Source organism: Enterobacter cloacae complex sp. ESBL7 (assembly GCF_041679625.1).
GTDB lineage: Bacteria > Pseudomonadota > Gammaproteobacteria > Enterobacterales > Enterobacteriaceae > Enterobacter > Enterobacter asburiae_B.
Genome location: NZ_JBGORN010000013.1, coordinates 17448 through 33134 on the forward strand (window position 1 = coordinate 17448; position 15687 = coordinate 33134).

Here is a 15687-nt window from a genome sequence, read left to right on the forward strand (position 1 = left end):
GAGAACTGTTATGGACCGTATCATTCAATCGCCGGGAAAATATATCCAGGGCGCTGATGTGCTTACCCGTCTCGGCGACTATCTGAAACCCCTGGCCAATCGCTGGCTGGTCGTCGGCGATAAATTTGTGCTGGGTTTTGCCGAAGAGACCCTGCGCCAGAGTTTTAAAAAAGCCGAACTGCACGCCGAAATAGCGCCGTTTGGCGGCGAATGTTCACAAAATGAAATCGATCGGCTGAAAAAGCTGGCAGACAGCGCCGACTGCCTGGCGGTGCTGGGTATCGGCGGTGGTAAAACGCTGGATACCGCTAAAGCGCTGGCCCATTTTATGGACGTGCCGGTCGCTATTGCCCCGACAATCGCCTCCACCGATGCGCCGTGCAGCGCCCTTTCGGTCATTTACACCGACAGCGGTGAGTTCGATCGCTACCTGATGCTGCCGCACAACCCGAACATGGTAATCGTCGATACCAAAGTGGTAGCGGGCGCGCCGGCACGCCTGCTGGCCGCCGGGATTGGCGATGCGCTGGCAACCTGGTTTGAAGCACGCGCCTGCTCGCGCAGCGGCGCAACCACCATGGCGGGCGGCAAATGTACGCAGGCTGCACTCGCGCTGGCCGAGCTGTGCTACAACACGCTGGTTGAAGAGGGTGAAAAAGCCATGCTGGCCGCGGAACAGCATGTGGTTACACCGGCGCTGGAACGCATTATCGAAGCCAACACCTATCTCAGCGGCGTAGGCTTTGAAAGCGGCGGGCTGGCGGCGGCACACGCTATTCATAACGGAATGACGGCGGTACCGGACGCGCACCACTTCTATCACGGTGAAAAAGTGGCGTTTGGTACGCTGACGCAGCTGGTGCTGGAAAACGCGCCGGTAGAAGAAATAGAGACGGTCGCAGCGCTTTGTCACAGCGTTGGGCTGCCGATCACGCTGGCGCAGCTGAACATCAAAGAGGATATTCCGGCCAAAATGCGTTTGATCGCGGAAGCCTCCTGTGCCGAAGGGGAAACTATCCACAACATGCCCGGCGGCGTAACGCCGGATCAGGTATATGCGGCACTGCTGGTGGCCGACCAGTATGGGCAGCGGTTCCTGCAGGAGTGGGAGTAAATAGCGTGAATAAAAATCCCCGCATTAGCGGGGATTTTTTTGCCCGTAGGCCGGGTAAGCGTTAACGCCACCCGGTACAAGGGTTACTGCAGGTCGAACCGGTCCAGATCCATCACCTTCGCCCATGCGGCAACGAAGTCGCGGACAAACTTCTCGCTGGCATCGTTGCTGGCATAAACCTCTGCCAGCGCGCGCAGGACGGCGTTAGAACCGAAGACCAGATCGGCGCGGGTGGCGGTGTATTTCACTTCACCGCTGGCGCGATCGCTTCCGGCAAACAGTTCATTAGATTCGTCGGTTGCCTTCCACTGGGTGTTCATGTCCAGCAGATTCACGAAGAAATCGTTGCTCAGCACGCCCTCGCGGTCGGTAAACACGCCATTCTTGCTGCCATCAAAGTTTGCACCCAGCACGCGCAGGCCACCGATCAGCACCGTCAGCTCAGGCGCGGTCAGCGTCAGCTGCTGGGCTTTGTCGATCAGCAGTGACTCAGTGGTGGACACATCCACCTGCGCACGGTAGTTGCGGAAGCCGTCGGCAATGGGTTCGAGCAGGTTAAACATCTCGATATCCGTCTGATCCTGACGCGCATCCACGCGCCCTGGCGTAAACGGAACGTTGACGTAAACGCCTGCCGCTTTCGCCGCCTGCTCAACGCCCACGACGCCCGCCAGCACGATGATATCGGCCAGAGAGGCTTTGTTGGTGGTGCGCTGGATAGCTTCCAGAGCCGGCAACGCGCGAACCGCTGCGGCGTTCACATCCCAGTCGCGCTGAGGAGCCAGCGCCAGACGCGCGCCGTTGGCGCCGCCGCGCTTGTCGCCGCCGCGGAAGGTCGACGCTGACGCCCAGGCAACGGAAACCAGTTCGCTCACGGAGAGGCCAGAGGCAGCGATTTCCGCCTTCAGGCTTTCAATGTCTTCTTTCGACGGATTGAACACCGCCTGCGGCAGCGGGTCCTGCCAGATCAGATCTTCTTTCGGCACTTCCGGGCCAAGGTAACGCGATTTTGGCCCCATATCGCGGTGGGTCAGCTTGTACCACGCGCGCGCGAAGGCTTCGTTGAAGGCCTGCGGATCGTTCAGGAAGCGGCGGGAAATTTTCTCGAATTCCGGGTCAAAACGCAGCGTCAGGTCGGTGACCAGCATGGTAGGTTTGCGTTTTTTCGACGGGTCGAACGGATCGGGCATGATTTCCGGCGCATCAACGGCTTCAAACTGAATCGCACCCGCCGGGCTGCGGGTCTGCACCCATTCGTATTTGAACAGGTTCTCGAAGAAGTAGTTGCTCCACTGGGTCGGGGTTTGCGACCAGATAACTTCCAGACCGGAGGTAATGGCATCTGCGCCAATTCCCGTACCGTGCGTGCTGGCCCAGCCCAGGCCCTGCGCTTCAATCGGCGAAGCTTCCGGGTCGGTGCCGACGTGCGTAGCTTCACCCGCGCCGTGGGTTTTGCCGAGGGTGTGGCCGCCTGCGATCAGCGCAACGGTCTCTTCGTCGTTCATCCCCATGTTGCCGAAGGTGGCACGAATGGCCGCCGCAGCAGACAGAGGTTCACCGCTGGCGTTTGGCCCTTCCGGGTTCACATAAATCAGGCCCATTTCGGTGGCGGCGAGAGGTCGCTTCGCCAGTGCCTCCGGGTCACGGTGGGTCAGCCAGGCTTTTTCATCACCCCAGTTCACGTCCAGGTCTGGTTCCCAGACGTCTTCACGCCCGGCACCGAAACCAAAGGTACGGAAGCCGGAGTTCTCCAGCGCCACGTTACCCGCGAGGATAAACAGGTCGGCCCAGGAAATTTTTTGTCCGTATTTTTGCTTGATTGGCCACAGCAGACGGCGCGCCTTATCCAGGCTCACGTTATCCGGCCAGGAGTTCAGCGGCGCAAAGCGCTGTTGACCGCGGCCTGCGCCACCGCGCCCGTCAACGGAGCGATAGGTACCCGCGCCGTGCCAGGCCATACGGATAAACAGGCCCGCATAGCTGCCCCAGTCGGCAGGCCACCACGGTTGAGAGTCGGTTAAAAGGGCTTTGAGGTCGCCTTTAAGGGCGGAGTAATCAAGTTTGCTGAATTCTTTGCGGTAGTCGAAGTCTTCACCCAGCGGGTTAGAACGATTGGAATGTTGGTTAAGAAGATCGATGCGGAGTTGTTTTGGCCACCAGTCGCGGCTGCCTGTACCTGCTCCCGCGCTGTGATCGACGCCGCCCTGGTGGAACGGGCATTTGCCGACCGATGCCGCTTTATTGGTCTCGTCTGACGTGCTCATCGCTATGCTCCCTTTTACAGTGTTACCGTTACGATATACACCACTAGCAATAAGTTATAGTTGAATTAATCCACAGATTCGATAGCTAATACCTTTTAACTATTCGCGTAACTAAAAAGCCCTCGTAATACGAGGGCTTTGTGCTTATTACGCTGGACGAACACCCAGCGTATGGCAAATGGCGTAGCTCATCTCCGCGCGGTTCAGCGTATAGAAGTGGAAATCTTTCACCCCTTCACGGCTTAAAATTTTCACCATGTCCATCGCGATATTGGCCCCCACCAGCTTGCGGGTTTCCGGGTCATCGTCCAGCCCTTCGTACATTTTGGACATCCACAGCGGAATGCGGACATTGGTCATATCGGCGAACTTCTTCGCCTGTTTGAAGTTAGAAACCGGCAGAATACCCGGGATAATTTCAACGTCGATGCCCGCGGAGACGCAGCGGTCACGGAAACGCAGGTAGCTTTCCACATCAAAGAAGAACTGGGTAATGGCGCGGTTCGCGCCGGCGTCCACTTTACGCTTGAGGTTCAGCAGATCGGCCTGGGCACTTTTCGCTTCCGGATGCACCTCAGGATAAGCGGCAACGGAGATATCAAAGTCGGCCACGTCTTTCAGCAGCGCGACCAGATCGGCGGCATACATGTCCGGCTTGCCGCTGCCCGGCGGCAGGTCACCGCGCAGCGCGACAATATGACGAATGCCGTTATTCCAGTAATCCTGGGCGATGGCCCGCAGCTCGTCGCGGGTGGCGTCGATGCAGGTGAGGTGCGGAGCCGCTTCCAGACCGGTACGATCTTTGATGCCTTTAATGATGCTGTGCGTACGGTCACGCTCGCCGGAGTTCGCACCGTAAGTCACGGAGACGAACTTCGGCTTCAGGCTGCTAAGACGATCGATAGAGCTCCACAGGGTTTGCTCCATTTCACTGGTGCGCGGCGGGAAAAATTCAAAAGAGACGTTAATCTGGCCGTTTACTTCGGCCAGGCTCTGATTCAGTGCTTCCCGCTGGTTGGCGTGAAAAAAGCTCATACCTTACCTCTATCAATCGCATGTCGTTATTTGTTGTGTTGTGAACTTCTATACGTTTAGACGTCCAGATGTAAAAATGACGGAAAAGCGGAGGGACGTCAACATAAATAATCAACAATAACGGTGAGGTTTGCTCAGGGAATATGAGGGAAATTCAGGATGAGGGTGAGTGCTGTCTGATGCCCTCACCCTAACCCTCTCCCACAGGGAGAGGGAAATTCAGGCTTTACAGCAGCTTAGCAAGACGGTTGATGTCGGACTGAATGGCTCCAGCGGTGACATCGCGTCCCGCGCCAGGGCCGCGGATCACCAGCGGGTTATCGCGATACCAGCGGCTTTCGATGGCGAAGACGTTATCGCACGGCAGCAGCGCCGCCAGCGGATGTTCAGGACGCACCGCCTCGACGCCGACTCGCGCTTTTCCGTTGGCCTCGAAACGCGCCACATAGCGCAGCACCAGCCCCATCTCGTTCGCCGCTTCCAGACGCTGTACCATCTGCTCGTTAAGCTCTTCACCATTTTCAAAGAAATGATCCACAGAACCTTCTTCACAGCCGGCAGGCACCAGCGATTCGACGCGTACAGAATCCGGTTCGATGTCATAACCGGCTTCACGCGCCAGGATCACCAGCTTACGCATCACGTCTTTTCCGGAAAGGTCAACGCGCGGATCGGGCTCGGTTAAGCCCTGCTGCCACGCCTGATCCACCAGGTCGGTGAACGGTACGGTACCGTCAAACTGCAGGAACAGCCAGGAGAGCGTGCCGGAGAAGATACCGCTCAGCGCCAGAATGCTGTCGCCGCTTTCAATCAGGTCACGCACGGTGTGGTTGACCGGCAGGCCTGCCCCAACGGTGGCGTTATAAAGCCAGTGGCGCCCCGTTTTTTCAAACGCGTCGTGGATCTGGCGGTATTTATCGGTGCTGCTTGCCCCCGCCAGCTTGTTCGCACTGATGACGTGGAAACCGTGGCTGGCGAAATCCAGATACTGATCCGCAAGCTGTTCGCTGGCGGTAACGTCCAGCACCACCAGATCGTCATACGGGTGCGCACGCATCCACAGGAACAGCGACTCTTCATCCTGCTCAACCGCTTCATCATTAAAGAACGCAAGCGCGCGGCTGGCGTCCAGCCCTTCGTAGTTCAGCAGGCTGCGGCGGCTGTCCACCACGCCCGCGAGAATGAATTCGAATCCGGTACGCGCCGAGAGCGTCACCTGTTCGCGGGCAAACAGTTCCAGCCAGCGGGAACCGATGTTGCCTTTCCCGAACAGCACCAGGCCGATGCGCTTTTCCGCGCGGAACAGGGAGGTGTGCAGACCCTGAATCAGGCTCTCGGTTGGCCCTTTGCGCAGGACGGCGACCAGGCTGATGCCCTCTTCCGACTGCCAGGTGAACTCCACCGGCTGGCCTTTCAGCTGCTGCCAGAAGCGGTGGCAATGCAGCGGGTTACGGGTGACGCCCGCGCCCACCATCGCCACCAGCGCCAGCCCCTGACGCAGGCGAAGCTCGCCCGGCAGGCCCGCTTCATCCAGAATTTTCAGCGCGCTGTCCGCCACTTCCGCGGTATAGCAGAACTGCAGCAGCTGGCGATCGTTATGCACGCCAACGGCCAGCGGACGCACCTGGGCGCGTTTCAGGATCGTGTCGATATCTTTATGCGCCAGCTTGAAGTCCTGGCCTGCAGGCACCTGGAACTCAATCAGGCAGATGTCGTCGTGGCTGGTGACAATACGCGCCCCGGTACCGGACGCCAGTACGCGCTCAATGCGCGTGGAGCCTTGATCCGGGGTGTAACTGCAGCGCAGCTGGAGGTCGATATCGCTGCCGGAAACCGGCTGCAGCGTGCGCGCGTGCAGTACCGGCGCGGCCAGACGCGCCAGCTCGCTGGCTTCGTCGAGACGCAGCAGCGGCAGCAGGCAGGCATCTTTTACTTTGCGCGGGTCCGCGCTGTACACACCCGCCACATCGCTCCAGATGGTGACGCGGGACACGCCCGCCAGGGCACCAATCTGCGTTGCCGAGTAGTCCGAACCGTTACGGCCCAGCAGCACGGTTTCGCCCGCGTTGCTGCGGCTGATAAAGCCGGTGACGACAATACGTTTGCCCGGGTGCTGCACGAGCAGCTGTTGCAGCAGCGGGTAGGACAACCCTTCATCCACCTGCGGCTGCGCGGCGCGTTCGGCGCGCAGGAAGTCACGCGCGTCGAGCCAGGCTGCTTCCACGCCCAGGTGCTGCAGCACGGCGGCCATCAGGCGCGCGGACCACACTTCACCGTGGCCCACCACTTCGGCATACACCGCGTCGGTAATTCCGCTGTCCAGCAGGGCAGCCAGACGCTCAAGGTCATGCGTAAAGGCGCTGATCAGCCCGTCCGCCACGTCCGCAGGCAGCAGGCCGGCAATCAGCTCGCTCTGGTAACGGCGTAAGGACTGTTGCACCTGATGCGCAGAAAGGCGATCGGTCTGGCTCAGTTTCAGCCAGCTAATCAACTGGTTGGTGGTGCTGCCCGCCGCCGAGACAACCATCATGTCACCCGGCTGTGAATATTCCGTCATGATCCCTGCAACGCGCAGGTAACATTTCACATCAGCAAGACTACTACCACCAAACTTGTGCAGTTGACGACCCTTCGCCCCTGCCTGCGCTATCACACTCATGATTACCCCTTGGCTGCGATCCGGAAGGCATTTTCCAGATCGGCAATTAAATCTTCAGAATCTTCAATGCCGGTTGAGATACGCAGCAGCGTCTCAGAAATTCCGGCGGCGGCACGTGCTTCCGGTGCCATACCTGCGTGCGTCATGGTCGCGGCGTGGGAGATCAAGCTTTCAACCCCACCTAAGGATTCCGCCAGCGTAAACAATGACAGCCCGCTCAGGAAGCGACGCAGCGTTTGCTCGTCACCGTCCAGTTCAAAACTTAACATCGCGCCAAATCCCTTCTGCTGGCGCGCGGCAATCTCGTGCCCCTGATTTTCCGGCAGCGACGGGTGATAAAGCTTTTTCACCAGCGGCTGGGTTTTCAGGAAATCGACAATCGCCTGGGCATTGCGCTGCGCCACGTCCATGCGCGGCGACAGCGTGCGGATGCCGCGCAACAGCAGATAGCTGTCGAAGGCCCCCGCGGTGACGCCAATATTATTGGCCCACCATGCCAGTTCGGTGACAACGTCGGGATCTTTGGCAATCACCACGCCCGCCACCACATCAGAATGGCCGTTCAGATATTTAGTGCATGAATGCAATACCAGATCGGCACCCAGTGCGAGTGGGTTCTGAAGGGCCGGACTGAGGAACGTATTATCCACTACACTTATCGCTCCCGCATCCCTTGCGAGCTGACAAATTTTCGCAATATCGACAACGCGCAACAATGGATTGCTTGGACTTTCCACCAGAACCAGCTTCGGTTTCTCTGCCAGGGCCTGTTTCAGCGCCTGTTCGTCGTTTTGATCGACAAACAGGACGCGATAGCAGCCGCGTTTCGCCAGGCTGTCAAACAGGCGATAGCTGCCGCCGTAGCAGTCGTGCGGCGCAACCAGCAGATCGCCCGGTTTCAGGAACACCGTGGTCACCAGGTGAATGGCGGACATCCCCGTATTGGTTAATACTGCACCTGCGCCACCTTCCAGCTCGGCCAGCGCGCGCTGGGTCACGTCACGCGTAGGGTTGCCACGACGCGAATAATCATGCGCGCGGGGTTCATTAAATCCGGTGAAATTGTAGGTACTGGAAAGATGAATCGGCGGGACAACGCAGCCGTACTGCTCGTCATCATTTAATCCGCTACGCACTGCAATAGTGGCCTGTTTACGCGTCATGGTGAGGGCTTCCTGGCGAATGAGGTGAAAAGTCAGGCACCAGAGTAAACACTGAAAGTATGGACGTCAATACATCTGGACATCTAAACTTCTTTGCGTATAGATTGAGCAATGCGCAAATAGCCGTTAAAATTATATGCTTTAGTGCACGCTGCAGCGGCAATATCCGTGCCACGGTATCGTCTCTACGGTAAACTAGACAAGATTGCGGTTCAAAACGGGTGGTTACAGGTTTTGCACCTTTAAATAAATGACTGAGAGGATTAAAGGTATCTCATGGCTGAATGGAGCGGCGAATATATCAGCCCATACGCTGAGCACGGTAAGAAGAGTGAGCAAGTAAAGAAAATTACGGTTTCCATTCCTCTGAAGGTGTTGAAGATCCTCACCGATGAACGTACGCGTCGTCAGGTGAACAACCTGCGCCACGCGACCAACAGCGAACTGCTGTGCGAAGCGTTTCTGCATGCGTTTACCGGTCAACCGTTGCCGAACGATGAAGATCTGCGCAAAGAGCGTAGTGATGAAATCCCGGAAGAGGCGAAGGTGATCATGCGTGAACTGGGTATTGACCCGGATACGTGGGAATACTGAGAAGCGGATACAAAAAAGGCACCTTGCGGTGCCTTTTTTTCGGGAAACTTATTTAGCGCCCGGGATGCTGAAACGCTTGTTGAAGCGGTCAACACGGCCACCGGTTGCAACGTCACGCTGCTTACCAGTGTAGAACGGGTGGCATTTGCCGCACACGTCCAGGTTCAGATCGTGACCCACGGTAGAGCGGATCTGGATAGAGTTACCGCAAGAACAGTTTGCAGTAATCATTTCGTATTTCGGGTGAATATCTTTTTTCATGGGAGAACCTCAGTTAAGGCCGCGTCGCTCTTCCAGCCCTAACGCCAGACACCACGCGATGTTGATTGTAAGTTCTTTGGCGTAAAGTACACCAAAGGCGGCGAATCATACAGAATTTGACCAACGTATGCAAACTGATCCGCACGCCGCTTTTACTAATGTGTATACTAACGCGCCACTTTTCAAGTCAGGAAGATTCGATGCCCGTCGCTCACGTTGCCCTGCCCGTTCCGCTTCCCCGCACCTTTGACTACCTGCTGCCCGACAGCATGAGCGCCAAAGCGGGTTGCCGCGTGACCGTGCCGTTTGGCAAACAGCAGCGCGTGGGGATCGTCGTCTCCGTCAGCGATAAAAGCGAATTACCGCTTAACGAGCTGAAGTCGGTCGTTGAGGTGCTGGACAGCGAGCCCGTTTACTCTACCAGCACCTGGCGACTGCTGCTGTGGGCGGCGGATTATTATCATCACCCGATTGGCGACGTGCTGTTCCACGCCCTGCCCATCATGCTGCGCCAGGGCAAAAGCGCCAGCCATGCGCCGATGTGGTACTGGTTTGCCACCGAGCAGGGCCAGGCGGTGGACATCAACAGCCTGAAGCGATCGCAGAAACAGCAGCAGGCGCTGGCGGCGCTGCGTCAGGGAAAAATCTGGCGACATCAGGTCGACGAGCTTGAGGTCAGCGAAACGGCGCTACAGGCCTTAAGAAAGAAAGGGCTGAGCGAACTGGCCAGCGAAGCTCCCGCTCTTTACGACTGGCGGGTGAGTTTCTCCGTTTCAGGGGATCGCCTGCGTCTGAATACCGAGCAGGCCACCGCCGTGGGCGCGATTCATAGCGCCTCCGATCATTTCTCTGCCTGGCTGCTGGCGGGGGTCACCGGTTCCGGCAAGACCGAAGTCTACCTGAGCGTGCTGGAAAACGTGCTCGCGCAGGGCAAACAGGCGCTGGTGATGGTGCCGGAAATTGGCCTGACGCCGCAAACCATCGCCCGATTCCGCGAGCGCTTTAACGCGCCGGTTGAGGTGCTGCACTCCGGCCTGAACGACAGCGAACGCCTCAGCGCCTGGCTGAAAGCGAAAAACGGCGAAGCGGCGATTGTGATCGGCACCCGCTCGTCGCTGTTTACGCCGTTTAAAAATCTTGGCGTTATCGTGATCGACGAAGAGCACGACAGCTCCTATAAACAGCAGGAAGGCTGGCGCTATCACGCCCGCGATCTGGCGGTCTATCGCGCGCACAGTGAGCAGATTCCCATTATTCTCGGCTCCGCCACGCCTGCGCTCGAAACGCTGCACAACGTGCGCCAGCGTAAGTACCACATGCTGCGCCTGACGCGTCGGGCGGGGAATGCCCGTCCGGCCATTCAGCACGTGCTGGATCTGAAAGGTCAGCAGGTTCAGGCCGGGCTAGCGCCTGCATTGATTACCCGCATGCGCCAGCACCTGCAGGCGGGGAACCAGGTCATTCTGTTTCTGAACCGCCGCGGATTCGCCCCCGCCCTGCTGTGCCACGACTGCGGCTGGATTGCCGAGTGTCCTCGCTGCGACCACTACTATACCTTCCACCAGGCCCAGCGGCATTTGCGCTGCCACCACTGCGACAGCCAGCGCCCGGTGCCGCGCCAGTGCCCGTCGTGTGGTTCAACCCATATCGTACCGGTCGGTCTGGGGACGGAACAGCTGGAACAGGCGCTTGGCCCCTTCTTCCCGGACGTGCCTATTTCGCGTATCGACCGGGACACCACCAGCCGCAAAGGCGCGCTGGAACAGCAGCTGGCGGAAGTGCATCGCGGCGGCGCGCGCATCCTGATTGGCACCCAGATGCTGGCCAAAGGCCACCACTTCCCGGACGTCACGCTGGTTGCCCTGCTGGACGTAGACGGCGCGCTGTTTTCGGCAGATTTCCGCTCAGCCGAGCGCTTCGCCCAGCTTTATACCCAGGTGGCAGGGCGTGCCGGTCGCGCCGGTAAACAGGGCGAAGTGGTGTTGCAAACGCACCATCCTGAGCACCCGCTGCTGCAAACCCTGCTGCATAAAGGCTATGACGCCTTTGCCGAGCAGGCGCTGGCCGAACGCCAGACCATGCAGCTGCCGCCGTGGACCAGCCACGTCATCATCCGCGCGGAAGATCACAATAACCAGCAGGCGCCGCTTTTCCTGCAGCAGCTGAGAAACCTCCTGCAGGCCAGCCCGCTGGTGGATAATCAGCTGTGGATCCTGGGCCCGGTGCCGGCACTCGCACCAAAACGCGGCGGACGTTTCCGCTGGCAAATCTTACTTCAGCACCCCTCACGTGTTCGCCTGCAGCATATCGTCAGCGGCACGCTGGCGCTCATCAACACGCTGCCGGAAGCGCGAAAAGTGAAGTGGGTACTGGACGTCGATCCCATCGAAGGCTGAAGACGGATCGAAAAATTTAACGCTCCTCACACTTTTTATGAAAATTCTGTAACCGATTCCATTAACTATCTGTAAAAATGGTGATGTCAGAAGTTCGGTGTTCAGGCGAGGAGAAGACGTTGAAGTCCAGGAAAGAGGTTGCACCGGCGACCATGAAAGACGTTGCCCAGAAAGCACAAGTCTCTACGGCAACGGTATCCCGCGCATTAATGAACCCGGATAAAGTCTCCCAGGCGACCCGTAACCGGGTAGAGCAGGCTGCGCTTGAAGTGGGCTATTTCCCACAGGCGATGGGGCGTAACGTTAAACGCAATGAGTCGCGCACCATTCTGGTGATTGTGCCGGATATCTGCGACCCCTTCTTCAGCGAGATCATCCGCGGTATTGAAGTCACCGCAGCGGAACAGGGTTACCTGGTGCTGATTGGCGACTGTGCTCATCAGAACCAGCAGGAAAAAACCTTCATCGATCTCATTATCACCAAGCAGATCGACGGCATGCTGCTGCTTGGCTCTCGTCTGCCGTTTGATGCCAGCATTGAAGAGCAGCGTAATTTACCGCCGATGGTGATGGCCAACGAGTTTGCGCCGGAGCTGGAGCTGCCGACGGTCCACATTGATAACCTCACCGCCGCGTTCAACGCCGTAAACTATCTCCAGGAGCTGGGGCATAAGCGCATTGGCTGTATTGCCGGGCCTGAAGAGATGCCGCTGTGTCACTATCGCTTGCAGGGCTACGTTCAGGCGCTGCGCCGTACCGGCGTCACCGTCGATCCGCACTACATTGCGCGCGGTGACTTTACCTTCGCCGCGGGTGGACAAGCGCTTGAGAAACTTCTGGACCTGCCTGAACCGCCAACCGCCGTATTTTGTCACAGCGACGTGATGGCGCTGGGCGCATTGTCGTACGCCAAACGCCGCGGCCTTCGCATACCGAAAGATTTATCGATCATCGGATTCGACAATATTTCGCTTTCAGAATTTTGCGATCCGCCGCTCTCAACGGTCGCTCAGCCGCGCTACCAAATCGGCCGCGAAGCGATGCTCCTTCTGCTGGATCAGCTTCACGGTCAAACAGTTAGCAGCGGCTCGCGGTTGCTGGACTGCGAACTGATTGTCCGCGGCACTACCCAGGCATTGACTTAAAGTAAACGTCTTTCGGATACCCTTATCTGGTCAAAGCCCCGCCGCTTAAGTAACATGGCGGACTGACGAACGAATAAATACAGCGAAACGATAGTGGCACAACGAGATTATGTACGTCGCGGCCAGCCGGCACCTTCGCGACGCAAAAAGAGTAGCTCAAGGAAAAAGCAACGTAACCTGCCTGCTGTCTCGCCAGCAATGGTCGCTATTGCTGCGGCTGTAGTCGTCGCCTTTATTGGTGGCCTGTACTTTATCACGCACCATAAAAAAGAAGAGTCTGAGGCGCTTCAGGCCAGTAAGGTTGCCGGAAATGGCCTTCCTCCGAAGCCTGAAGAGCGCTGGCGGTATATCAAAGAGCTGGAAAGCCGTCAGCCCGGGGTGCGTGCGCCAACCGAACCTTCTGCGGGTGGTGAAGTGCAGAATGCAAATCAGCTGACGGATGAACAGCGTCAGCTGCTGGCCCAAATGCAGGCCGATATGCGCCAGCAGCCTACGCAGCTGAACGAAGTACCGTGGAATGAGCAGACGCCAGCACAGCGCCAGCAAACGCTGCAGCGACGTCAGGCGCAACAGCAGATCCAGCAGCAGTGGGCGCAAACCCAGCCGGTGCAGCAGCCGAAAGCACAGCCGCGGGTAACGGAACAGCCATACCAGCAGCAGACGCGTACGGTGCAGTCTCAGCCAGTCCAGCAGCAGCCGAAAACGCAGCCGCAGAAACAGGCGGCTCAGCCGTATCAGGATCTGCTCCAGACGCCAGCGCATACCACCGCGCAGCAGCCGAAAACGCAGCAGGTCGCGCCGGTGACCAAAGAGACCGAAGCGCCGAAGCAGACGGCTGAGAAAAAAGACGAGCGCCGCTGGATGGTACAGTGCGGTTCGTTCAAAGGCGCAGAGCAGGCGGAAACGGTACGTGCTCAGCTGGCCTTTGAAGGGTTTGATTCGCGTATTACCACCAACAACGGCTGGAATCGCGTGGTGATTGGTCCGGTCAAAGGCAAAGAAAATGCCGATGGCACCATTTCTCGTTTGAAAATCGCCGGCCACACAAACTGCATTCGACTCGCCTCCGGGGGTTGAAACCCCCAAAATCCCCCCCATCTATCATTTAATTCAGCCCTGAGCACAGGCTCAGGGCTTCTGTTTCCCGATTCTGTAACCAGGGGGTCTGCTCGTGACAACAATAGTAAGTGTACGCCGTAACGGCCATGTGGTAATCGCCGGTGATGGCCAGGCCACGCTGGGTAATACCGTCATGAAAGGCAACGTGAAGAAAGTGCGCCGCCTCTACAACGACAAAGTGATCGCCGGTTTTGCTGGCGGCACGGCGGACGCCTTCACGCTGTTTGAACTGTTTGAACGCAAACTGGAAATGCACCAGGGTCATCTGGTGAAAGCTGCCGTTGAGCTGGCGAAAGACTGGCGTACCGACCGCATGCTGCGCAAGCTCGAAGCGCTGCTGGCCGTGGCCGATGAAACCGCCTCGCTGATCATCACCGGTAACGGTGACGTCATTCAGCCGGAAAATGACCTGATTGCCATCGGCTCTGGCGGCCCTTATGCCCAGGCTGCAGCCCGCGCGCTGTTGGAAAATACCGACATGAACGCGCGTGATATCGCGGTGAAGGCGTTGGATATTGCAGGTGATATCTGCATTTATACCAACCACAACCACACCATCGAAGAATTGACCTCCAAAGCGTAAGGATCTCCCATGTCTGAAATGACCCCACGCGAAATTGTCAGCGAACTGAACAAACACATTATCGGCCAGGATAACGCAAAGCGTTCCGTGGCTATCGCCCTGCGTAACCGCTGGCGTCGTATGCAGCTTGATGAAGAGCTGCGCCACGAAGTGACGCCGAAAAACATTCTGATGATCGGCCCGACCGGCGTCGGTAAAACCGAAATCGCCCGTCGTCTGGCGAAGCTGGCTAACGCGCCGTTCATCAAAGTTGAAGCCACCAAGTTCACCGAAGTGGGCTATGTGGGTAAAGAAGTGGACTCCATCATCCGCGATCTGACCGACTCGGCGATCAAGATGGTGCGCGTCCAGGCGATCGAGAAAAACCGCTATCGTGCGGAAGAGATGGCCGAAGAGCGCATTCTCGACGTGCTGATCCCACCGGCAAAAAACAACTGGGGCCAGGCAGAGCAGCAGGCGGAACCATCCGCGGCGCGCCAGGCATTCCGCAAAAAACTGCGTGAAGGCCAGCTGGACGACAAAGAGATTGAGATCGATCTCGCTGCCGCGCCAATGGGCGTGGAAATCATGGCGCCTCCGGGCATGGAAGAGATGACTAGCCAGCTGCAGTCCATGTTCCAGAACCTGGGCGGCCAGAAGCAGAAAGCGCGTAAGCTGAAAATCAAAGACGCGATGAAGCTGCTGATTGAAGAAGAAGCGGCGAAGCTGGTAAACCCGGAAGAGCTGAAGCAGGACGCTATCGACGCGGTTGAGCAGCACGGTATCGTGTTTATCGACGAAATCGACAAAATTTGTAAGCGCGGCGGCAACAGCTCCGGTCCGGACGTATCCCGCGAAGGCGTTCAGCGCGACCTGCTGCCGCTGGTTGAAGGCTGCACCGTCTCCACCAAGCACGGCATGGTGAAAACGGACCACATCCTGTTTATCGCTTCAGGGGCGTTCCAGGTTGCCAGCCCGTCGGATCTGATCCCCGAACTGCAGGGGCGTCTGCCAATTCGCGTTGAGCTGCAGGCGCTGACTACCGAAGATTTCGAACGTATCCTGACCGAGCCGAACGCCTCTGCTACCGTACAGTACAAAGCGCTGATGGCGACCGAAGGCGTGAACCTCGAGTTCACTGAAGACGGTATCAAGCGTATTGCCCAGGCCGCATGGCAGGTCAACGAAACCACCGAGAACATCGGTGCGCGTCGCCTGCATACCGTGCTGGAACGCCTGGTGGAAGATATCTCTTACGACGCGAGCGACCTTAACGGTCAAACCGTTACCATTGACGCAGAATATGTGAGTAAACATCTGGATGCGTTAGTGGCAGATGAAGATCTGAGCCGTTTTATCCTATAATCGCGGTTAC

12 protein-coding genes are annotated in these 15687 nt (G+C 57.9%); 7 read left to right on the plus strand and 5 right to left on the minus strand.

Annotated features, from left to right (window positions below; all coding sequences use genetic code 11):
* Positions 1-10 precede the first annotated feature (10 nt).
* A complete protein-coding gene (locus tag ACERY3_RS23040; protein WP_008501794.1) occupies positions 11-1114 on the plus strand; it encodes a glycerol dehydrogenase in 1104 nt (367 codons plus the stop codon).
* An 83-nt stretch (positions 1115-1197) separates the two neighbouring features.
* Here ACERY3_RS23040 and katG read toward each other — a convergent pair whose 3' ends face one another.
* From katG to metB, 4 genes are all read right to left on the minus strand, one after another.
* Complete coding sequence (gene katG, locus ACERY3_RS23045; protein ID WP_058841959.1) at positions 1198-3378, minus strand: catalase/peroxidase HPI; 2181 nt, start codon at positions 3376-3378, stop codon at positions 1198-1200.
* A 147-nt stretch (positions 3379-3525) separates the two neighbouring features.
* Complete coding sequence (gene metF / locus ACERY3_RS23050) at positions 3526-4413, minus strand: methylenetetrahydrofolate reductase (RefSeq protein ID WP_023309676.1); 888 nt, start codon at positions 4411-4413, stop codon at positions 3526-3528.
* A gap of 226 nt (positions 4414-4639) precedes the next feature.
* Positions 4640-7072: a bifunctional aspartate kinase/homoserine dehydrogenase II gene (locus ACERY3_RS23055; protein ID WP_033146932.1), complete on the minus strand. Its 2433-nt coding sequence runs from the start codon at positions 7070-7072 to the stop codon at positions 4640-4642.
* Positions 7073-7074: 2 nt separating this feature from the next.
* Entirely contained in the window at positions 7075-8235 is a 1161-nt protein-coding gene (gene metB, locus ACERY3_RS23060) for a cystathionine gamma-synthase (RefSeq protein WP_033146933.1), read from the minus strand.
* Positions 8236-8511: 276 nt separating this feature from the next.
* Here metB and metJ point away from each other — a divergent pair, with 276 nt between their 5' ends.
* Positions 8512-8829, plus strand: a complete 318-nt coding sequence (metJ, locus tag ACERY3_RS23065) for a met regulon transcriptional regulator MetJ (RefSeq protein ID WP_007369220.1) — start codon at positions 8512-8514, stop codon at positions 8827-8829.
* 48 nt (positions 8830-8877) lie between these two features.
* Here the strand turns inward: metJ and rpmE are convergent, their stop codons facing one another.
* Positions 8878-9090, minus strand: coding sequence for a 50S ribosomal protein L31 (rpmE, locus tag ACERY3_RS23070; RefSeq protein ID WP_003862040.1), 213 nt, complete (start codon positions 9088-9090; stop codon positions 8878-8880).
* Positions 9091-9290: 200 nt separating this feature from the next.
* Here rpmE and priA point away from each other — a divergent pair, with 200 nt between their 5' ends.
* The 5 genes from priA (at position 9291) to hslU (ending at position 15677) form a co-directional block, all read left to right on the plus strand.
* Entirely contained in the window at positions 9291-11486 is a 2196-nt protein-coding gene (gene priA, locus ACERY3_RS23075) for a primosomal protein N' (RefSeq protein WP_087822923.1), read from the plus strand.
* Positions 11487-11605: 119 nt separating this feature from the next.
* Positions 11606-12631 (plus strand): DNA-binding transcriptional regulator CytR, encoded by a 1026-nt coding sequence (cytR, locus tag ACERY3_RS23080; RefSeq protein WP_023309683.1) that lies wholly within the window; start codon positions 11606-11608, stop codon positions 12629-12631.
* Positions 12632-12724: 93 nt separating this feature from the next.
* Positions 12725-13708, plus strand: a complete 984-nt coding sequence (gene ftsN, locus ACERY3_RS23085; RefSeq protein WP_373226576.1) for a cell division protein FtsN — start codon at positions 12725-12727, stop codon at positions 13706-13708.
* A gap of 94 nt (positions 13709-13802) precedes the next feature.
* The gene (hslV, locus tag ACERY3_RS23090; RefSeq protein WP_008501802.1) at positions 13803-14333 is read left to right on the plus strand and encodes an ATP-dependent protease subunit HslV; all 531 of its coding nucleotides are present in this window, start codon (positions 13803-13805) and stop codon (positions 14331-14333) included.
* Positions 14334-14342: 9 nt separating this feature from the next.
* Positions 14343-15677 carry an HslU--HslV peptidase ATPase subunit gene (gene hslU / locus ACERY3_RS23095; protein ID WP_023309685.1) on the plus strand — a complete coding sequence of 445 codons (1335 nt, stop codon included), beginning with the start codon at positions 14343-14345 and terminating at the stop codon, positions 15675-15677.
* Positions 15678-15687: the final 10 nt, after the last annotated feature.